Raw genomic sequence first — 20,083 nt, forward strand, 5'->3', positions numbered from 1 at the left:
GAAAATGCCAGCGCCGGATAACGCTCAATAACGCCATGTCGATCACTCCATAGCCCCCGCTGAAAACATGCGAGGGAAGGTTGGAACATGGGTCAATTCTCAATGGAAATATCAGGCCACGCCGGGTCAGTTCTCAGTGGCAATCAACAACCTGGGATCATGGAGAGGCCCGGTACTTATCGATCGCGTTGATTTCTAATCACTCAATCCGTAAGGGGCTGTCTACATTCTGAGACAATGGATCGGGTCCTTCGCGGTCGTGAAGCCAAGTGTGCGGTATAACACTCCGGCGACAACAACGCCCATAGCGACGAGCCAAGGGACCGCTATCAGTAGGCCGCACAAAAAACAAAGCAATCAACTTTAGCGGCCTATTATTGTTGGTGCTTACACGTAGACCTTGAATTCCTCCGTGTATGTGCTCAAACAGCCCCAGGGTTTTGAACTAGGGGGATTCGATGGTCGACAACGTCATTCAGGTCGCAGTCCATGACTTGCGGCGCAAAGGCGCTGGTGATTTCGAGACCATCCTCGGCAAGGCGCAGCTGAAGGTTTCGGCTACCGTCGAACGTGTGGTCAATGAGCTGCACGCGCTCTATGCCAGTAAGGCGACAAAGGCCCACGGGAAGTTTTCGGGCGAGGTCGTGAATTATCCCGCCCAAACCTTCATTGCGGATTTTCAGAAGGGCGACTACAAAGAGTTCGCTGAGCTGACCCAGAAGCTTATGAGTACGCTGGCATTCCAGGCGAAGCAGAAGGCAGGGGCGACGGGTGGCCACGTCCTTTTTGCGCACATCCAAAAGGACAACCAAGTCTTTCTGATGGTGGCGATCATCAATGATAAGCTAGGTGCCGCGCTAACCAACGATCTGGATATCGCCGAGATCACCCACCTCGATCTCGACGGATTCCGCTTCGCCGGCCGGGTGAACATTACTGCATGGCTTGCCGAGGCTGACCGATACATCGGCTTTCTCAAGGGGAAGGGAGATGTCGCCGAGTACTTCAAGGAATTCCTCGGTTGCGACACCACAGTCCAAGATAAGGAAGACACCAAGAAGCTTATCAGTATCCTTGAGAACTTCGCTGATCCGGCAAAGGGGCAGGTCAAGGACAAGCAAGCTTTCCTCCGAAAGGCATTCGATATTTGCGAACGCCATGTCTGTGATGGTGTGCCCTTGGATTTCGAAGCCTTCTCCAACGAGTTGTTCCCCGACGATCCCAAGACCTTGGCGGCTGCTCTCGGACAAGACCAGGGACTCGGCGACGGTTTCGTGCCGAACAAACGGTCGTTGCGGGCACTTGTCAGGTTCAGGGCAAAGACACCACAGTGGACCATGGAGTTCGAGCGCAGTGCTTTGAACGACGGTAAAATCGTCTACGACAACGAGAAGAAGACGATCACTTTCAAGGACCTGCCGAAGGAGCTTATCGAAGAACTCGACCGCGATCGGGAATAGGGATGGCAAGGATCACGTTCGATCAGCTGATTCCGCTGTATCGGAATACAGTGTTCGGCCCCGACGGAGACGGCGGGCGGCTTCGTGTGGCTGATGTATCCATTCTCGAAACGCTGAAGCTCATTAATGCAGACGACCTCGCATTCGAAGACTCGGCTATCAAAATCGCCGGTGACGCCGACAAAATAGATGTCGGCACTACCATCGATGTCGAGATATCCGCTCCACGTCTCGGCCTCGGACAGCTTGCGCGCGATGTGGATGGATTGATAGCGGCACCCGCGAATCGCGTAAGGGAAGCCCCGCGTTACTACGTGATCGGAGATCGGTACGCATATAACGATGCGACCATTCCGGAATCCATCACCCGCTACAGAAACGCCCTTCGTCTCGTGAAAGCATTGTCCGAAGCTGCTGCCTTCGTTGACCCACACCAGGCGGAAGCAACGTTCCTCGGTCCCGGCCGGCTGCGCATCCCCATCGCCTACAAAATTGCGGACCTGGGTTCCCTCGCATCCGGACCTATTGATGAACTTGAGGCTTTTGTCTTCGACAGAATCCATAAGGACCAGAAGATGGCGATCCTGGCGTCCAATGTCATTGAGCTATGCCGCCAGCAACCAGAGGCCGACCGCTTCAGGTACTTGGTCGCCCATTTGCGCGACCTGATAACGAAAACGCAGGAAGGGTACAAACTCTTCGCTTCGGAATTCTCTTACGAGAAAATCAAGGGGAAGACTGAGGAAGCCATCAGTGAGTACACCAACAAAATTCACAAGACGTTCCATGATATCCAGAACCAGGTTATGGGCGTCCCCGTCGCCACGGTGATCGTTGCATTTCAGCTAAAGAATGCATCAGAATGCGGCGTGGAGTTCTGGGGCAATTTCGCGGTGTCCGCTGGAGCCTCGTTGTTTGTCGTTTTGTTGACGATGGCCGTTTGGAACCAGTTGATGACGCTCACGTCCATCGATGGCGATCTTTTGCGCCAGAAAGACAAGCTGACCAAAGACTATGCTGCTGTTTCCGCGCAATTCCTGCCACTATACCAGCGGTTGGCCCTTCGAGTCTGCATTCACCGCGTCATCCTGTTCGCGATCCTCGTCGTCTGCTGGGCTGGGGTCGCGATGACATGGTATATCTATGGCCGTGTGACAGTGCCCGAGCTCTCGGCCTGCTTGTAGTACGTCTGCACAATTAGCATGCCGCACGTGAGACGAAAGGCAACCTCTCCAATCGCTAAGCCCTTGTAGATCAGCGCCCGTCGTCTGGACGGGCCGCGCTACGGGCGTGGCTAGCGGCTCGATCTCGCAGGTTCATTTCAATGGCGGAATTCTCATCAGATCACGGGCTGTAGGTTCACTTCACCCCATCTTCGTCACAATGAGCGTTTGAACGTCTTTGCGCGATCAGCAGGGGAATGGTGTCCACAAGAGGATTCGAACCTCCGACCCCAGGATTCATACCACTTCGGCTTTAACCGCCGCCCGAGAGCGTTCGTGGTCTGGACTGTCCCTTCACCATGGGCCGAAGCCTTTAGGTGCTACCCATCCAGTCTCTACACCTTCAACGGATTTCTCCGAAGCTTGGCTCGGGATTGGCATGCTGAGAGTTCAGCGAAGCGTTCCCCGAATTTGAGCAGATCGACTACAACCTTTCGGAGTGCAGCCCCCAATTCATGCAACCAGGAATCCTGTGCTCTATCCTGCTGAGCTATGTGGACACTAGGGACTGCTTTTAGACGAGCGCAGAAAAATCGCAAGGCCAACGAGGCCCGCGAACGCGAAAACATGAGTTGGTTGCCGATCATTGGGGTTGGTGAGGCGGATGATCAACAGTTCGAGAATGTTGACTGCACTGAGAATTGCCTTGGCTGTCATTGAGTTCCTGCCGACACCGGACAACAAACGTCGTCGATCACAGCCGGCACGAGGTAGCTGTCAGAATGAAATGAAGCCTGTAGGTCCGATGAAATCTTCCGGGTACCCCGGTTCCCGTAAACGTCCACGACCGTCTGCAACCCGTAAATTGTCCTCGCTAATTCGTGCGATCTTTTCATGAAGGCCTTCGAGGTGAGCAAGCGCCTCGCAGAAGGAATCGTCTAGGTCGAACTCGTTAGAATACCGAAGGAAGTCCCTGAAGCGCTTGCAGGATGCCTCGACGACACGTTTAACGTCTGCGGCCTCGGCAATCGATTGTTCGCCCAACTGCCATGTCTCGATCATATAGGAGCGAAGCGTCTTCGCCGCCGTCATCTCACATTCAAGCATCGACCACAGGACCAGGGCCCTCGCCTCGTCTGCGCTTGCCGCACATTCTTCAATCTCATCCAAGAGTACGACCTCGCAAAATAAGTCCTGAAGATTTCGAACCATTACGTGCTCCGATGCGGCGGCGTGAGATGGGGTGGCTTTGAGACACTACCCGCGTGATGAAGCCGGGTCGAGACTTGGCTGTCAACGGGAGGTCAGAGCCAGCCACGCAAACGATTGTCTTAGGGCGAGGGTGGGGCTGTGGCTGGCTGTTGAACCTCACCGACGCACGTACCCGCGTCGCGTGCGTAGTCAACAAACGATAGAGGCGCGAACGTTCAACCAGATTTCGAAGAGATGGCGTCCATTTCTAGGTGCCGTCCTAGCAGTAAATTTACTGGTGCATCCAAGCCCTGCAAGCGTTGCGTTTTCGCTCTGCCAGTAAACTTTCACACTATGAAAGGCGCTCTATCCTGCTGAGCTACGGGACCACTGTGTGAACCCATACAAAAGCCGCGGCAGGAAGCCAAGCGATTTTCGGGGCGGCCTGTCATGGGTTTCATAAGGAACAGCGCAGGAAGCCGGGACATGGGACATTCGGTTCATCGGATGGAGATGGCTCCATCCACGAACCTCAAGGAGAATGTCCATGCGCAAGATCATGCTTTCCGCTGTCGTCGCCACTGTCGCAGCGCTTTCCTTCGCCGCTCCCTCCCAGGCCGGCGGCCTTTCCATCGGTTTCGATTTCGGCGGCGGTCATGGCTGGGGTCACGGCCACCACGGCCACGGCTGGGGCCATTCCCAGGTCACCTTCTACGATGACGACTATGGCTACGACTGCTTCTGGAAGAAGGTGAAGCACTACGACAAGTGGGGCAACCTGATCATCAAGAAGGTCCGCGTCTGCGAATAAGATCGCGGCGCTTCGCCAATAGCTTTGATCCCCCGACTTGCCCGGCTGTCCGTCCCCGCAGCCGGGCGCTTTTCGTCAGGCGGCGAGACGGCTTTCGGCGAGCTTGACCCAATAGGTCACGCCATGCGGAATGGCGTCGTCGTTGAAGTCGTAAGCCGGGTGATGCAGGCCCGCCGTGTCGCCGTTGCCGATGAAGATGAAGGCGCCGGGGCGCGCAAGCAGCATGTAGGAAAAGTCCTCGCCGCCCATCATCGGATTGAGCGACGGATCGACCGCGGCGATACCGGCAATATCCTGTGCGACCGAAACGGCATGGCCAGTCTCGTCCGCATGGTTCACGGTGACCGGATAGTTGCGGTGGTAGGTGACGGTGATCTCCGCCCCGTGCGCGACGGCCAGACCGCCGCAGATCTGGCGGATGCGGGCCTCGGCCTCCTCGCGCATGTCGGGGCTCAGCGTGCGCACCGTGCCGGCAAGCTGCGCGGTCTCCGGAATGACATTGTGCGCAAAGCCCGCATTGAACTTGGTGACGGAAACGACCAGCGAAGCGATAGGATCGGCAACGCGCGAGACGATCGTCTGGAGTGCCGTAACCACGTAGGAGCCGATGACGATCGGGTCCACCGTCTTCTGCGGCAGGGCGGCGTGACCGCCACGGCCCTTGACGGTAATATTGAACTCGTCCGTCGCCGCCATGATCGGACCGGGGCGCGTGCCGAACGAGCCGACCGGCATGCCGGGCAGATTGTGCATGCCATAGACCTCCGCAATGCCGAAGCGCTCCATCATGCCGTCCTTGACCATCTCGTCGCCGCCGCCGCCGCCCTCTTCGGCCGGCTGGAAGATGACCGCGACGGAGCCGGAAAAATTGCGCGTCTCGGCGAGATATTTCGCGGCACCGAGCAGCATGGCGGTGTGGCCGTCATGGCCGCAGGCATGCATCTTGCCCTTGACGGTCGAAGACCAGGGCTTGCCGCTCGTCTCGTCGATCGGCAGCGCGTCCATGTCGGCGCGAAGCCCGATCGTGCGTCCCTCGCCCTTACCGCGGATGATGCCGACGACGCCGGTGCGGCCGATGCCGGGTACGATTTCGTCAACGCCGAATTCCTTCAGCTTCTCCGCCACGAAGGCGGCCGTCTTCTCCACCGCGAAGAGCAATTCCGGCTCCCTATGGATCTGGCGGCGCCATTCGGCGATTTCATTCTGCATTTCGGCGGCGCGGTTGAGAACGGGCATGCGGGTTTCCTGTCATGTTCGGCCGGAAAAATGGCCATCTCGCTCCGATGGCTTTGCCATCACGGTGCCATATAGGTTAAATAGGGCGACGGTTCGAGACAACTCCCGATTTCGAGGACAGACCTTTGCAGACGAACGGACGACCGATGCGCCGGAGCGTAACGCTTGTGAGCGCCGCCCTGATGTTCACAGCCTCCCTGGCCAATCTTGCCAATGCCAATCCGCGCATGCTGGTGGATGTCAACACGCTGCAGGTCATCGAGCACGAGGATGCGTTCCAGCGCTGGTACCCCGCATCCCTCACCAAGCTGATGACGGCCTACACGGTCTTCCGCGCCATCAAGGCCGGCGAAATGTCGCTGGAAAGCCCCGTCACCATGACGAAGCACGCCGCCGCCGAGCCGCCCAGCAAGATGTATTTCAAGCCCGGCCAGAAGATGACGCTCGACAGTGCGTTGAAGATCATCCTCGTCAAATCGGCCAATGACGTGGCCGTCGCCATCGCCGAATCGATCGGCGGCTCCGAGCAGGGCTTCGTCGACCGCATGAATGCCGAAGCCGCCCGCATCGGCATGAGCTCGTCGCATTTCATCAATCCGCATGGCCTGCCCGGCAAGGGACAGTACACGACGGCACGCGACCTTGCCGTGCTCGCGGTGACGCTGAAGCGCGAATTCCCGCAATATTCCTCCTATTTCGCGCTGGAAGGTTTTACGACCGGCAAGAAGCAATATCCCAACTACAACAAGCTCATCGGCCGCTTCGACGGCGCAGATGGCATGAAGACGGGTTTCATCTGCGCCTCCGGTTTCAACCAGGTCTCGTCTGCCACGCGCAACGGCCGCTCGGTCGTGTCCGTCGTGCTCGGCTCCGAAAGCCTTGGCGCCCGCGCCGATATTTCGGCGGGCATGCTGGAGAAGGGGCTGACGATGCGGGCCGGCAAGGTGCCGACGCTCGGGCAATTGCGCCCCTATGGCGAGACGCGCAATATCGTCGCCGATCTCTCGCAGGAAATCTGCTCCAAGCACGCCGCCAAGGTGCGCAGCGAAGGCCGCGACGAGGCTGGCCGCCAGAAGCTCGCTTCACCCTATATCCACGAGTTGAACCGGCCCCTGAAGCTGGTCTTCGCCGGCCTGATGGGCGGCGACACCGCCACGCCCGCCGGTGATGACGAAGTTGCCTCCCGCGATATGGGCGATGCCGTCAACATCCCGATCCCGATCCCGCGGCCAGCCTTCTGATTGGAGAAGACATGACCCTTCCCGAGCGGCGCGTGCCGGTCTCCGTGCTCACAGGTTTTCTGGGCGCAGGCAAGACGACCTTGCTCAATCGCCTGCTGAAGGACCCGACGCTGACCGATACGGCTGTCATCATCAACGAGTTCGGCGAAGTCGGCATCGACCATTTGCTCGTCGAGCAATCCGGTGACGGCATCATCGAACTTTCGGACGGCTGCCTGTGCTGCACCATCCGCGGCGAGCTGGTCGATACGCTCGCCGACCTGATGGACCGTATGCAGAGCGGCAAGATAGAGCCGCTGAAGCGCGTGGTGATCGAGACGACGGGCCTTGCCGATCCCGCCCCCGTGCTGCAGGCCGTGATGGGCAATCCGGTGCTTGCCCACTCCTTCAGCCTCGACGGCGTCATCACCGTCGTCGATGCCGCTAACGGCCTCTCGACGCTCGCCAACCATCCCGAAGCCGTCAAGCAGGTCGCCGTCGCCGATCGCGTGCTGATCAGCAAGACGACGCTTGCAGACGCTGCGACGCTGGAAGCGGTGAAACGCGAAATCGCCGCGCTCAATCCGCGGGCTTTCGTGTCCGATGTCGATACACCCGGTCTCGTCGGTCCCGACCTGCTGGCCAACGGGCTCTACGATCCCGGCAGCAAGATCGCCGACGTCCGCCGCTGGCTGCACGACGAGGCCCATGGCCACGCCGACCACCATCACCACGGGCATGATCACCACCACCACGGGCACGATCATCACCATGATCACGGCCACCAGCACCCCCATGACGTGACGCGTCACGATGCGACGATCCGCTCCTTCAGCATCGTGCACGACCGGCCCATCGACCCGATGGCGCTCGACCTGTTCGTCGACCTTCTGCGCTCCGCGCATGGCGACAAGCTTCTGCGCATGAAGGGCATCGTCCAGCTCTCGACCAATCCGGAACGGCCGGTGGTGCTGCATGGCGTGCAGAGCGTGTTCCACCCGCCGGAGCGGCTTGCCGCCTGGCCGGATGCGTCCGACCGCCGCACGCGGCTCGTGCTGATCACCAAGGACCTGCCGGAAGCCTTCGTGCGCGACCTCTTCGACGCCTTCACCGGCACACCGAAGATCGACCGGCCGGATCGGGCAGCCCTGGAAGACAACCCGCTCGCGGTTCCGGGTTTTCGATTTTAGAAGGCGGCGCCAGCAAGTCCGCCGGGAGGAGAGGAATACGCATGGCGAAGCTCGTATATGCCCTGAACCAATCCCTCGACGGCTATGTCGACCACATGGCCTTTGCACCCGAACCCGCGCTCTTTGGCCATTTCATCGACGATGTGCGAAGCCTCGCCGGCAGTCTTTACGGTCGCCGCATGTATGAGGTGATGCGCTACTGGGACGACGACAAGGCCGAATGGGGTGACGAGGAACGCGCCTATGCGGCGGCGTGGCGCAGCCAGCCGAAATGGGTCGTATCGCGCTCGCTGACGTCAGTCGGCCCGAATGCCAAGCTCATCACCGGCGATCTCGCAACGGAAATCAGCCGCCTGAAGACGCAGGTGGATGGCGTGATCGAAGTTGCCGGGCCTGAGCTGGCGCAAGGCCTGACCGACCTCGGCCTCGTCGACGAATACAGAATGTACCTGCACCCCTTCGTGGTCGGCAGCGGAAAGCGATATTTCGCCGGCCCGCGGCCGCCATTGCGCCTTACGGCAAGCGACCGCATCGGCGAAAACGTTATCCGGCTGACCTACGTTCCCGCATAGGCGCCGAAGCCTCGGGAGGCTCTCGCGCGCTAAATCTTCTTGCGGATCAGGAAACGGTGCCCGGCTTCGACGCGCTCGCTGGCTTCCAGCGCGTGGCCGTCCTCATGGCAGAAATGCGGGATATCGATCACGGCGAGCGGATCCGTCGTCTCGACCCAGAGGCTGGCGCCCGCTGCCATGGCCGAAAGACGCTTTCGCGTCTTCATCACCGGCAACGGACATTTCAGACCGCGCAGGTCATAGATTTCGGCCTCGTCGCGCGCTGCCGCCGTGGTCATTTCTGCCAGAACTTCCAGAACGGCTTCTTCGTGGTCTCTTCGACGACCTGCTGGCCCGCCTCGCCCCCGGCGACTGGAAGCGTGGCGACGGCATCGGTGTTCGTCGCAACGGTCTTGTTCGCGGCAGTCACGGTTTCGCCGGCCTTGACCGGCTGCTGGCTGCCCTGAAGTGTTGCCTGTTCGGCCATCCCGTTCACCACGGGCTGAGCCTCTTCCACTTTGCGTGGCTCGCTTCCCCCGGTCAACGTCTGCCAGAAGGACTTCTTTTCCTTCTTCTCGACGATCGCCATGCCGGGATTGTTTTCCGGCACCGGCAGGGCGCCTTCGCCCTTGGCCTGCTTTTCTGCCTTTTCGGCCGCGACGTCGGCCGCAAGATCGGCGGCAGCCTTGTTCTTGGCTTCCTCGGCTTCACGCACCGCGCGCTCGGCGGCTTCGACCTTGCGCTGCTCGGCCTCTTCGGCCTTGCGCTTCTGCTCGGCGATCTCGCGCTCGGTCATCAGCTTGCCGGCATCGAGCGAGTTGCCCGTCGGCGCATAGGCGAGTTCCCGGCCCTTGCGCTGGTCCGCGACGATCGCCTTGCGCTGGGCTTCCGACGGCTCGATCCAGACCGTGCCGTTATACTTCCGCATTGCGGTGGCATAAGAGGCGGCATAGGTCTTGTTGTAACTGGCGAGCGCCGCTTCGAGCGCGCCGGGCGTCGTCATCGCCGGGCAGGCGCCACCGGCCGCGAACGGCTTGTCGGACTGCTGGTTGAAGACGTATTTCTTCTCGCAGACATTGACCTCAGGCGGTCGCTTGGTCACCTCGAAATGGTCGTAGCCGACCTTCAGCATCTTCCAGAATTCGATATTCGGATTGTCGCGATGCCGCGCCATGTTTTCCGCGGTCATGCGGAAGGGGAAAGCCTGGAGCTGGATGGTCGACTGGCCGCCGCCGAAGGCGTCGCGCGCGAAGGCGAAGATTTCCAGCATCTGCTCGTCCGTCATCGAGTAGCAGCCGGACGACGAACACGCGCCGTGGATCATCAGGTTCGTGCCGCTCGCCTTCTGGGCGCGGTCATAAGAGTTCGGGAAGCCCGTGTTGATCGCAAGGAAGTAGCTCGAATTCGGGTTCAAATTCGCCTTGGAGAGCGGATAGAACCCTTCCGGCGCCTGCCGGTCGCCTTCCTTCATCTTGGGTCCGAGCTTGCCGGACCAGGCACAGATCTTGTAGCTGCGCAGCTGCTGGAACCGGTTCGAGCGATCCGCCTTCCACACTTCCAGCCGGCCTTCTTCCTTGAAGATGCGCAGCATGATCGGTGAAGCGCGGTCCATATTCATGGCCGACATCTTCGACAGCACCGCCGGCGAGAGCTGGTAATTGGTCTTGCTGGACACCCTCTTGAGGTCGACATCGGCCTTGTCGAACGTGTCCAGGGTCTCGTTGGTGCAGCCGGCGGCGGCCACAGCGAGAAGCGATACAGCGGCAAGAACAGTCGGGCGCATTCGAAGGGTCCGTCAACAATCGTCAGATCGCATGCCGTCGCGCCGGGCGGGCGGACGCGCAGTCGTAACCGGCTTATACTTCATAAATTCTTAACCGGGAAATTCTTTCGCCAGGCTGCCGGAAACCCGCAACCTCTCAGACACAAGGAATGTGGCCGAGATTTGGCAAGGGCGGCACGGGGCCGCCCCTCATCGTCTCAAAGCTGGCGGCCGATGTTCAGGTAGCGCTGGCGGCGATCCTTGCGCAGCTGGTCGCCCGGCTTGGCCGAGAGTTCCTTCAGCGCCGCGGCGATGACGTCGCCGGTGCGGCCGATCACGGCAGCGGGATCGCGATGCGCGCCGCCGACGGGTTCCTGAATGATCCCGTCGATGATGCCGAAGGTCTTCAGGTCCTCCGACGTGATCTTCATGTTGCTCGCCGCTTCCTTGGCCCGCGTGGAATCGCGCCAGAGAATGGAGGCCGCCCCTTCCGGCGAGATCACGCTGTAGATGGCGTGCTCCAGCATGTAGACGCGGTCGCCGGTGGCGATCGCGATAGCGCCGCCCGAACCGCCTTCACCGAGCACGACGGAGACGATCGGCACGCGGATGTTGAGACACATTTCCGTCGAGCGGGCGATGGCTTCCGCCTGACCGCGCTCTTCCGCGCCGATGCCCGGATAGGCGCCGGCCGTGTCGATCAGCGTGATAACCGGCAGGCCGAAGCGGTCGGCCATTTCCATGACGCGGATCGCCTTGCGGTAGCCTTCGGGACGGGCGCTGCCGAAATTGTGCTTGAGGCGCGACTTGGTGTCGTTGCCCTTTTCCTGGCCGATGATGGCGACGGCTTCGCCGCGGAAGCGGCCGAGACCGGCCTGGATCGCTTCGTCTTCGGCGAACTTGCGATCGCCGGCGAGCGGCGTGAACTCTTCAAAGAGCTGGCGGGCATAGTCAAGGAAGTGCGGGCGCTGCGGATGGCGCGCGACCTGCGTCTTCTGCCAGGGGCTCAGCTTGGAATAGATGTCGGCCATCGCCTCGCGGGCGCGCACTTCCAGCCGGCCGACCTCGTCCGACGTGTCGATGCTCTCATCTTCTTCCTTGAGCTTCTTCAGCTCGTGGATCTTGCCTTCGAGATCCGAGATGGGCTTTTCGAAATCGAGGTAGTTGTGCATGAGATGCGTTTCCGATCGTTTGCTCAAACCGCGCCGGGCGGGTGTCGGCCAAAATGGGGGCCAAGCGCGGGCGAAGGGTCCTAATCCGGTTTTTTTGCCTGTTTGGCAAGGGGGTGATGGGTCTGAACGAGCTGGTGGAGCCGTTCTTCCAGCACATGCGTATAGATTTGTGTCGTCGAAATGTCCTGATGGCCCAGCAGTTCCTGCACGGCGCGCAGGTCCGCACCGTTCTGGAGCAGATGGCTGGCAAAAGCATGGCGAAGCACATGCGGCGACAGCGTCGCGGCGCGAATTCCCGCCCGGCCGGCGAGCGCCTTGAGGTCGCGGGCAAAAACCTGCCGCGGCAGAAAGCCTTCCTTGCTCTGCGCCGGAAACAGGAAGGCGCCCGCTGCCGGATCGTCGCCGATCTCGGCCGCCAACGCCTCGCCATAGGCCTCCATGGCGGACACCGCCGCGCGCGACAGCGGCACCAGCCGCTCTTTGTTGCCCTTGCCCTTCACGACGAGAAAACGCCCGGTCTGCGCCAACACGCTTGCCGGCAGCGAGACGAGCTCGCTGACGCGCATGCCGGTCGCATAAAGCAGCTCGACGAGCAGATGCATGCGCCGCTTCATCAGAAGATTGCCGCCCGGCTCCGCCGCTTCCGCCTCCGCCCGCGAAATGAGGCGAGTCACGTCATCGACGCTCAGCGTTTTCGGCAGCGAGCGCCCCTTCTTGGGCGCATCGAGAATGCCCGTGGGATCGTCGCTGCGCAGGCCCTCGCCGTAGAGGAACTTGAAGAACTGCCGGAGCGCCGAGAGCCGCCGCGCCTGCGAAGAGGCGGCAAAACCCTGTTTGGCGAGGTGGCCGAGATAGGCGCGCAGGTCGTCCGGCGTTGCCTCGGTCAGACGCACACTGCGCTCGTTGAGGAAAGACTTCGCGTCCTCAAGGTCGCGCTCGTAGGATTGCAGCGTGTTCACCGCAGCACCCCGCTCGGCACTCATCATTTCGAGAAAGGATTCCACCTGAAGCCCGGACGAATCCCTCATGGCTGCGGGTTCACCCGTTCGGAGGGTATGCGGATCGTCACCTCGCGTTCCGTCGGCTCGACGAAGGTCACCAGCGCCACCATGACGCCATAGACCGATCCGACGATCACGGCGCAGAAGAACAGGAAACGGAACAGGGTGGGCATGGCATTCTCCGGGGCGGATGCCGTTTATATTGCCTCGCCATTCGCCGAGCGCAAGGCCGGGCATCAGCCGACACCCGGGATGAAGGCCGCGGCAGACTTGACGCTTCCGGTGGTTTTGTCGATACGGAAAGGGACGAAACCCCGGAAACACCAATGACAGAGCCGATCGACCAGGCCCCTCCCGCACTTGCCCCCACGCTTGCAAGTGAGGCCCGTGCCGCGCTCGGCAAACGCAACCTCGTGCTGATCGGCCTGATGGGTGCGGGAAAATCGGCGATCGGCCGCATGACGGCGCAGGCGCTCGGCATTCCCTTCGTTGATTCCGACCACGAGATCGAGCGCGTCTCGCGCATGTCGATCACGGATCTGTTCGCGGCTTACGGCGAGGCCGAGTTCCGCGCGCTGGAAACCCGCGTCATCAAGCGCCTCTTGCGCTCCGGCCCGCGCGTCGTGTCGACCGGCGGCGGCGCCTATATCAACGACAACACCCGCAAGCATATCAAGCGCGGCGGGCTCACCGTCTGGCTGAAGGCCGATCTCGACGTGCTCTGGGAGCGCGTCAACAAGCGCGACACCCGCCCGCTGCTCAAGACGGAAAACCCGCGCCAGACGCTCGAAAACCTCATGAACGCCCGCTATCCGGTCTATGCGGAAGCCGATCTCACCGTGATGTCGCGCGACGTGAAGAAGGAAACCATGGTGGAGGAGGTGCTGACCGCCATCACCGCCACCCGAAAACCCTGACGAGATGACCATGACCGCTACTGCAACCGCGCGCCGCACCGTGCGGGTCGAACTTGCCGACCGCTCCTACGACATCCTGATCGGCCCCGGCCTGATCGCCGCCGCCGGCCGCGAGATCGCGGGCCGGCTGAAGGGCCGCAAGATCGCCGTCATCACCGACGAGAACGTCGCGCCGATCTATCTCGAAAATTTCCTGGGCGCCGTGAAGGTCGAGGGCATCGACGCCGTCTCGCTCGTGCTGCCGGCGGGCGAGAAGACGAAGAGTTTCGAGCACCTGATCAGCGTCTGCGACAGCGTGCTCGCCGCCCGCATCGAACGCAACGACGCCGTCGTTGCCTTGGGCGGCGGCGTCATCGGCGACCTCACCGGCTTTGCCGCCGGCATCGTGCGCCGCGGCTCGCGCTTCATCCAGGTGCCGACCTCTCTTCTCGCGCAGGTCGATTCCTCCGTCGGCGGCAAGACCGGCATCAACTCGCCGCATGGCAAGAACCTCATCGGCGTCTTCCACCAGCCCGATCTCGTGTTGGCCGATACCGACGTACTCGACACGCTCTCGCCGCGCGAATTCCGCGCCGGCTATGCCGAAGTCGCCAAATACGGCCTGATCGACAAGCCCGATTTCTTCGCCTGGCTCGAGCAGAACTGGCATTCCGTCTTCGCGGGCGGCGAGGCGCGCATCGATGCCATCGCCACGAGCTGCCAGGCCAAGGCTGACGTCGTCGCCGCCGACGAGCGGGAGAACGGCCAGCGCGCTTTGCTTAATCTCGGCCACACCTTCGGCCACGCGCTGGAGGCCGCCACGCACTACGACAGCGCCCGCCTCGTGCATGGCGAGGGCGTCTCGATCGGTATGGTACTCGCCCACCAGTTCTCCGCCCGCATGAACCTGTGCAGCCCCGATGACGGCAAGCGCGTCGAAAAACATCTTCGCGAGGTTGGCCTGCCGACCAACATGGAGCAAATCCCCGGCGGCCTGCCGCCGGCGGAGGTGCTGATGGACGCCATCGCGCAGGACAAGAAAGTGAAGGGCGGAAAGCTTACCTTCATCCTGACACGCGGCGTCGGCCAATCCTTCGTCGCCGATGACGTGCCGCAATCCGAAGTCGTCGCTTTCCTGAAGGAAAAGCTGCCGAAATGACCAGCGAAACGCCCGCAGCACTCGCTCCCTTCCCGTGGCCGCTGATATCAGCCGTTCTCGTCCTGATCCCGCTTGCTATCCTGCTCTTCCGGGTCCGGATGCCGCTTGCCGCGTTGTGGCGCACGCATCAGGAAGCGCGCGAGGCCGAGGGCGAGCGTCGGCAGGCCGAAAGTGCCGCCGCAAAGCCCGACCGTGAAAAGCTGCTCGGCATGCTCGACCTCGACGCGCTCGAAGTCTCCGACATCATGATCCACCGCACCACAATGCGTGGTCTCGACGCCGACGACCCGCCGGAGGAGATCGTCAAGGCCGTGCTGGAGAGCCCCTACACGCGCATGCCGCTTTGGGCGGGATCGGTCGACAACATCGTCGGCGTCGTGCACGCCAAGGACCTGCTGCGGGCGCTCACCGAACCCGGTGTCGAGCCGAAAAACCTCGACATCACCAGGGTCGCGCAAAAACCCTGGTTCGTGCCGGATACAACGACGCTGAAGGAACAGCTTGCCGCCTTCCTGCGCCGGCAGGAGCATTTCGCCACCGTCGTGGACGAATATGGCGAGGTGCAGGGCGTCGTGACGCTTCAGGACATTTTGAAGGAAATCGTCGGCGACACCTCAGACGAGGCGGCCATCGACCTGCAAGGCGTGCGCCGCGAGGCGGACGGCTCGCTCGTCGTCGATGGCGGCGTTGCGATCCGCGATCTCAACCGCGCCTTCGGCTGGTCCCTGCCGGACGAGGAGGCAACGACCATTGCCGGCCTGGTTATCCACGAATCGAAATCGATCCCCGAGGAGCGCCAGGCCTTCACCTTCCACGGCAAGCGCTTCATCGTCATGAAGCGCTTGAAGAACCGCATCACCCGGCTGCGCATCCGCCCGCTCGAACCGGCAAAAGGCTGACTACCAGCGTGTCGGTTCGCCGGGAGCGGCCGCCTCGACGGCGAGCGCATGCAGCCCAGCGTCGAATTCCGCCTTCACCAGATCGTTGATCGCGCGATGCCGCGCCACCCGGCCCATGCCGGCAAAGGCGGAAGCGACGATGCGCACGCGCAGATGCGTCTCGCCTTCGCCATCGAATTCCGGCTTGTGGCCGGCATGTAGGTGGCTCTCGTTGATGACCTCGAGCCTATCAGGCGAAAAGGCCGCTTCGAGCTTCTCGGTAATGCTGGATTTCATGGACATAAGTGAACTTTCGGCGGCCAAAAATCACGCGCCGCAACGCAACAAAATAGTTTCACAAAGCCAGCAACAATCCGCTTTGTCAATTCTTGTGGCGGTCTCTTCGCACCCCCATAATGTGCGTCATGAAACTCGATTCCAAATACTTCGACCGCATCCGCACGAAGCGGCGCGTGGAGCGTCCTGAACGCTCCGCGCCGACCTGTCAGTGGGATGGCTGCGAGGAAAGTGCCAAACACCGCGCGCCCGTCGGCCGCAACGCCGACGGCCAGTATTTCATGTTCTGCTTCGAGCACGTCAAGGAATACAACAAGGGCTATAACTACTTCTCCGGCCTGTCCGACGGCGAGATCGCGCGCTACCAGAAGGAGGCCATCACCGGCCACCGCCCGACCTGGACGATCGGCGTCAACAAGGCCGCCAAGAACGGCCCGGCACAGGGTTCGGCACGCTCCGGCTCGGCCGGGGCAAATCAGCGCATCCGCGATCCCTTCGGCCTTTTCAACGAGGGCAAGGGCCGCCGCCCGCAGATGGAGCCGCGCGCCAGAAAACTGAAGACGCTGGAGGCCAAGGCCTTCGACACGCTCGGCCTTGCGGCCAACGCGACGGGCGACGACATCAAGACCGCCTACAAAACGCTTGTCAAAAAGCATCACCCGGATGCAAATGGCGGAGATAGAGGCTCGGAGGAGCGTTTTCGCGCGGTCATCCAAGCATATCAATTGTTAAAGCAGGCCGGCTTCTGCTAGAGCATTTGGCGGCCGGGCGGAATCGCCCGGTATCGTCCTTTTGCGGTCAGCAAAAGGCATGGTCGGCGAGCACTATAAGGTATTGGGGTGGAGGAGAACCCGCCGCCCGCGGAGACGTGATGAGCAAGATGGATCTCGATATTTCCAACCTCCCCGATACGACTGTATCTGTCCGGGAGGTTTTCGGCATTGATACGGACCTGCGTGTCCCGGCCTATTCCAAGGCGGACGCCTATGTGCCGGACCTCGACCCGGACTACCTGTTCGACCGGGAAACGACGCTGGCCATTCTCGCCGGCTTTGCCCATAACCGACGCGTTATGGTGTCCGGTTACCACGGCACGGGCAAGTCGACCCATATCGAGCAGGTCGCCGCCCGCCTCAACTGGCCCTGCGTGCGCGTCAACCTCGACAGTCATGTCAGCCGTATCGACCTCGTCGGCAAGGACGCCATCGTCGTCAAGGACGGCCTGCAGGTCACCGAATTCAAGGACGGCATCCTGCCCTGGGCCTACCAGCACAATGTCGCGCTCGTCTTCGACGAATACGACGCCGGCCGCCCGGACGTGATGTTCGTCATCCAGCGCGTTCTGGAATCCGCCGGCCGCCTGACCCTGCTCGACCAGAGCCGCGTCATCCGCCCGCACCCCGCCTTCCGCCTGTTCGCCACCGCCAACACGGTGGGCCTCGGCGATACGACGGGCCTCTATCACGGCACGCAGCAGATCAACCAGGCGCAGATGGACCGCTGGTCGATCGTCACCACCCTGAACTATCTGCCGCACGACCACGAAGTCAGCATCGTCGCCGCCAAGGTCAAGCGCCTCTCCGGCGGCAAGGACGGCCGCGACACGATCTCGCGCATGGTCCGCGTCGCCGATCTCACCCGCGCCGCCTTCATCAACGGCGACCTGTCGACGGTGATGAGCCCGCGTACGGTCATCACCTGGGCCGAGAATGCCGAGATCTTCGGCGACATCGCCTTCGCCTTCCGCGTCACCTTCCTCAACAAGTGCGATGAACTGGAACGCACGCTGGTTGCCGAACTCTACCAGCGCGCCTTCGGCGTCGAGCTGAAGGAAAGTGCCGCCAATATCGTCCTGGAGGCGACGGCCTGAGGCCCGGTAAAGCGCATGGCAGCTCGCGGTGACAATTCGAAGCCGAGACCGGGCGGCGTGGTCGACATGGAGCCGTTCCGCCGCGCCGTGAGCGGCTGCGTTCGCGCCGTGGCCGGCGACGGCGAGGTGGAGGTTTCCTTCGCCAACGAGCGCCCCGGCATGACCGGCGAGCGCATCCGCCTGCCGGAACTCTCCAAGCGCCCCTCGCCGACCGAAGTCGCGATCACCCGCGGCCTCGGCGACAGCATGGCCCTGCGCAAGGCCTGCCACGATGCCCGCATCCACGCCACCATGTCGCCGCAAGGTGCCGACGCCCGTGCGATCTTCGACGCCGTCGAGCAGGCACGCGTCGAAGCGATCGGTTCCAACCGAATGCAGGGCATGGCGCTGAACCTCAGCACCATGCTGACGGAGAAATACGCCAAGTCCAATTTCGGCGCGATCACCCGTCAGGCCGATGCGCCGCTCGAAGAAGCCGTGGCCCTCATCGTGCGCGAAAAGCTGACCGGCCAGGCCCCGCCGGCCTCCGCCGGCCAGGTGCTCGACCTCTGGCGCGATTTCATCACGGAAAAAGCCGGCAAGGACATGGACGGCCTGTCGGCCGCCATCAACGACCAGCAGGCCTTCTCGCGCGTCGTGCGTAACATGCTCGCCTCGATGAACGTCGCCGAGCAGTACGGCGAGGATGAAAACGAGCCGGACGATTCGGAAACGCCCGAGGACGAGAACCAGCCGCGCAGCGACGAGCAGGAAGACAACAACAGCCAGGAAGAGGCCGGCGACGACTCGGCACCCGCCGACGAGAACGAAACGTCCGATGAGCAGATGGACGAAGGCGAGATGGACGGCGCGGAAATCTCCGACGACGACCTCGTTGACGACGACGGCGACGAGACGGAAAAGCCCGGCGAAGTCCGCCGCCCGAACCAGCCGTTCTCCGATTTCAACGAGAAGGTCGATTACGGCGTCTTCACGCAGGAATTCGACGAGACGATCACCGCGGAAGAACTCTGCGACGAGGCGGAACTCGACCGCCTGCGCGCCTTCCTCGACAAGCAGCTCGCCCACCTGCAAGGGGCCGTCGGCCGCCTCGCCAACCGCCTGCAGCGCCGCCTGATGGCGCAGCAGAACCGCGCCTGGGAATTCGACCTCGAAGAGGGTTATCTCGACAGCGCCCGCCTGCAGCGCATCATCATCGATCCCATGCAGCCGCTCTCCTTCAAGCGCGAGAAGGACACGACCTTCCGCGATACGGTCGTAACGCTGCTCATCGACAATTCCGGCTCGATGCGCGGCCGGCCGATCACCGTTGCCGCCACCTGCGCCGATATCCTCGCGCGCACGCTGGAGCGCTGCGGCGTGAAGGTCGAGATCCTCGGCTTCACCACCAAGGCGTGGAAGGGCGGCCAGTCGCGTGAGAAGTGGCTGGGCAGCGGCAAGCCGCAATCCCCAGGCCGCCTCAACGACCTGCGCCACATCATCTACAAGAGCGCCGATGCGCCGTGGCGCCGGGCGCGCCGCAATCTCGGCCTGATGATGCGCGAAGGCCTGCTCAAGGAAAACATCGACGGCGAGGCGCTGATCTGGGCGCATGACCGCCTTTTGGCCCGCCCCGAGCAGCGCCGTATCCTGATGATGATCTCGGACGGTGCGCCGGTCGACGATTCGACGCTGTCGGTGAACCCCGGCAACTATCTGGAACGGCACCTGCGCGCCGTCATCGAGCAGATCGAGACGCGCTCGCCGGTCGAGCTTCTCGCGATCGGCATCGGCCATGACGTCACGCGTTACTATCGCCGCGCCGTCACAATCGTCGATGCGGACGAACTGGCCGGCGCGATGACCGAGCAGCTCGCCTCGCTCTTTGCCGACGAATCGACCAGCCGCCGCCCCGCCGGCCGCCGTCGTGCCGGCTGAACGGGCACCCAAGCGCTGCAAAAGAGGCCTCCTGCGGGGCCTCTCTCTCCTCGCAATCAGCGCTGCTCTTTCGCTGTCTCTGGCGTCCATTGCTGCGGCGGAGAGCATCGACCTGCCGGTCTCCAGCCGCGCCTTCTCAGAATTCGCCATCGGCTCCGACAAGCGCATCTTCGGCAAGCTCGAATTCCTCGGCGGCCTCAGCTATTCCTCCACAAACCCGCTGCTCGGCGCCGTCTCGGCCATCCGCTTTCGCGACGATCATGAAAATTTCGTCGCCGTTCTCGATACCGGCCACTGGCTGACCGGCCG

General features: G+C 62.1%; 19 protein-coding genes and 2 pseudogenes. 13 read left to right on the forward strand and 8 right to left on the reverse strand.

All coding sequences use genetic code 11. From position 1 onward, the window contains the following. Positions 1 to 458 precede the first annotated feature (458 nt). Together ACOZKU_RS27180 and ACOZKU_RS27185 are read left to right on the forward strand one after the other, a co-directional pair. The gene (locus ACOZKU_RS27180; protein WP_421581526.1) at positions 459 to 1,460 is read left to right on the forward strand and encodes a nucleoid-associated protein; all 1,002 of its coding nucleotides are present in this window, start codon (positions 459 to 461) and stop codon (positions 1,458 to 1,460) included. A gap of 2 nt (positions 1,461 to 1,462) precedes the next feature. After that, the gene (locus ACOZKU_RS27185) at positions 1,463 to 2,644 is read left to right on the forward strand and encodes a hypothetical protein (protein WP_421581527.1); all 1,182 of its coding nucleotides are present in this window, start codon (positions 1,463 to 1,465) and stop codon (positions 2,642 to 2,644) included. Positions 2,645 to 3,400: 756 nt separating this feature from the next. Here the strand turns inward: ACOZKU_RS27185 and ACOZKU_RS27190 are convergent. Then, positions 3,401 to 3,835 (reverse strand): hypothetical protein, encoded by a 435-nt coding sequence (locus tag ACOZKU_RS27190; protein WP_421581528.1) that lies wholly within the window; start codon positions 3,833 to 3,835, stop codon positions 3,401 to 3,403. Between the two features lie 526 nt (positions 3,836 to 4,361). Between ACOZKU_RS27190 and ACOZKU_RS27195 the strand changes: the two genes are divergently transcribed. After that, positions 4,362 to 4,625, forward strand: a complete 264-nt coding sequence (locus tag ACOZKU_RS27195; protein WP_314089433.1) for a hypothetical protein — start codon at positions 4,362 to 4,364, stop codon at positions 4,623 to 4,625. A 75-nt stretch (positions 4,626 to 4,700) separates the two neighbouring features. Here ACOZKU_RS27195 and ACOZKU_RS27200 read toward each other — a convergent pair whose 3' ends face one another. After that, the gene (locus ACOZKU_RS27200; RefSeq protein ID WP_421581529.1) at positions 4,701 to 5,861 is read right to left on the reverse strand and encodes a M20 aminoacylase family protein; all 1,161 of its coding nucleotides are present in this window, start codon (positions 5,859 to 5,861) and stop codon (positions 4,701 to 4,703) included. A gap of 146 nt (positions 5,862 to 6,007) precedes the next feature. Between ACOZKU_RS27200 and ACOZKU_RS27205 the strand changes: the two genes are divergently transcribed. From ACOZKU_RS27205 to ACOZKU_RS27215, 3 genes are read left to right on the forward strand one after another with little or no spacing between them, the layout of a single operon-like run. Next, positions 6,008 to 7,102: a D-alanyl-D-alanine carboxypeptidase family protein gene (locus ACOZKU_RS27205; RefSeq protein ID WP_421581530.1), complete on the forward strand. Its 1,095-nt coding sequence runs from the start codon at positions 6,008 to 6,010 to the stop codon at positions 7,100 to 7,102. An 11-nt stretch (positions 7,103 to 7,113) separates the two neighbouring features. After that, positions 7,114 to 8,271, forward strand: coding sequence for a CobW family GTP-binding protein (locus ACOZKU_RS27210; RefSeq protein WP_421581531.1), 1,158 nt, complete (start codon positions 7,114 to 7,116; stop codon positions 8,269 to 8,271). A gap of 41 nt (positions 8,272 to 8,312) precedes the next feature. Then, positions 8,313 to 8,843, forward strand: a complete 531-nt coding sequence (locus ACOZKU_RS27215) for a dihydrofolate reductase family protein (RefSeq protein WP_421581532.1) — start codon at positions 8,313 to 8,315, stop codon at positions 8,841 to 8,843. Between the two features lie 29 nt (positions 8,844 to 8,872). Here ACOZKU_RS27215 and ACOZKU_RS27220 read toward each other — a convergent pair whose 3' ends face one another. From ACOZKU_RS27220 to ACOZKU_RS27240, 5 genes are all read right to left on the reverse strand, one after another. Beyond that, positions 8,873 to 9,121 (reverse strand): sulfurtransferase TusA family protein, encoded by a 249-nt coding sequence (locus tag ACOZKU_RS27220; RefSeq protein ID WP_421581533.1) that lies wholly within the window; start codon positions 9,119 to 9,121, stop codon positions 8,873 to 8,875. Then, positions 9,118 to 10,605, reverse strand: coding sequence for a L,D-transpeptidase family protein (locus ACOZKU_RS27225; RefSeq protein ID WP_421581534.1), 1,488 nt, complete (start codon positions 10,603 to 10,605; stop codon positions 9,118 to 9,120). Before ACOZKU_RS27225 ends, ACOZKU_RS27220 begins: the two co-directional genes overlap by 4 nt. 197 nt (positions 10,606 to 10,802) lie before the next feature. After that, complete coding sequence (locus ACOZKU_RS27230) at positions 10,803 to 11,756, reverse strand: acetyl-CoA carboxylase carboxyltransferase subunit alpha (RefSeq protein WP_314089449.1); 954 nt, start codon at positions 11,754 to 11,756, stop codon at positions 10,803 to 10,805. 80 nt (positions 11,757 to 11,836) lie between these two features. Then, positions 11,837 to 12,784 carry a site-specific tyrosine recombinase XerD gene (xerD, locus tag ACOZKU_RS27235; protein ID WP_421581535.1) on the reverse strand — a complete coding sequence of 316 codons (948 nt, stop codon included), beginning with the start codon at positions 12,782 to 12,784 and terminating at the stop codon, positions 11,837 to 11,839. Beyond that, entirely contained in the window at positions 12,781 to 12,930 is a 150-nt protein-coding gene (locus ACOZKU_RS27240; protein ID WP_117371919.1) for a hypothetical protein, read from the reverse strand. The genes xerD and ACOZKU_RS27240 overlap by 4 nt, the downstream gene beginning before the upstream one ends. A gap of 153 nt (positions 12,931 to 13,083) precedes the next feature. Between ACOZKU_RS27240 and ACOZKU_RS27245 the strand changes: the two genes are divergently transcribed. The 3 genes and pseudogenes from ACOZKU_RS27245 to ACOZKU_RS27255 form a co-directional block, all read left to right on the forward strand. Next, positions 13,084 to 13,674 (forward strand): shikimate kinase, encoded by a 591-nt coding sequence (locus ACOZKU_RS27245; RefSeq protein WP_421581536.1) that lies wholly within the window; start codon positions 13,084 to 13,086, stop codon positions 13,672 to 13,674. A gap of 10 nt (positions 13,675 to 13,684) precedes the next feature. After that, complete coding sequence (gene aroB / locus ACOZKU_RS27250) at positions 13,685 to 14,812, forward strand: 3-dehydroquinate synthase (protein ID WP_421581537.1); 1,128 nt, start codon at positions 13,685 to 13,687, stop codon at positions 14,810 to 14,812. Positions 14,813 to 14,994: 182 nt separating this feature from the next. Then, positions 14,995 to 15,711 (forward strand): annotated as a pseudogene (locus tag ACOZKU_RS27255) (transporter associated domain-containing protein); the annotation flags it as partial. Here the strand turns inward: ACOZKU_RS27255 and ACOZKU_RS27260 are convergent. Continuing rightward, positions 15,712 to 15,993 carry a BolA family protein gene (locus ACOZKU_RS27260; protein ID WP_421581538.1) on the reverse strand — a complete coding sequence of 94 codons (282 nt, stop codon included), beginning with the start codon at positions 15,991 to 15,993 and terminating at the stop codon, positions 15,712 to 15,714. It abuts the pseudogene before it with no gap. A gap of 113 nt (positions 15,994 to 16,106) precedes the next feature. On the opposite strand from ACOZKU_RS27260, the gene ACOZKU_RS27265 reads away from it, so the two are divergent. The 4 genes and pseudogenes from ACOZKU_RS27265 to ACOZKU_RS27280 form a co-directional block, all read left to right on the forward strand. Next, complete coding sequence (locus tag ACOZKU_RS27265; protein ID WP_314089465.1) at positions 16,107 to 16,739, forward strand: J domain-containing protein; 633 nt, start codon at positions 16,107 to 16,109, stop codon at positions 16,737 to 16,739. A 119-nt stretch (positions 16,740 to 16,858) separates the two neighbouring features. Further along, positions 16,859 to 17,857: a cobaltochelatase subunit CobS gene (gene cobS, locus ACOZKU_RS27270; RefSeq protein ID WP_117371913.1), complete on the forward strand. Its 999-nt coding sequence runs from the start codon at positions 16,859 to 16,861 to the stop codon at positions 17,855 to 17,857. A 15-nt stretch (positions 17,858 to 17,872) separates the two neighbouring features. After that, positions 17,873 to 19,774 carry a cobaltochelatase subunit CobT gene (gene cobT, locus ACOZKU_RS27275; protein ID WP_314089469.1) on the forward strand — a complete coding sequence of 634 codons (1,902 nt, stop codon included), beginning with the start codon at positions 17,873 to 17,875 and terminating at the stop codon, positions 19,772 to 19,774. Then, positions 19,764 to 20,083, forward strand: a pseudogene (locus ACOZKU_RS27280) (hypothetical protein); the annotation flags it as partial. The gene cobT and the pseudogene ACOZKU_RS27280, both read left to right, overlap by 11 nt.

The organism is Shinella sp. M31, from assembly GCF_049199205.1.
In the GTDB taxonomy this organism is placed as follows: Bacteria; Pseudomonadota; Alphaproteobacteria; order Rhizobiales; family Rhizobiaceae; genus Shinella.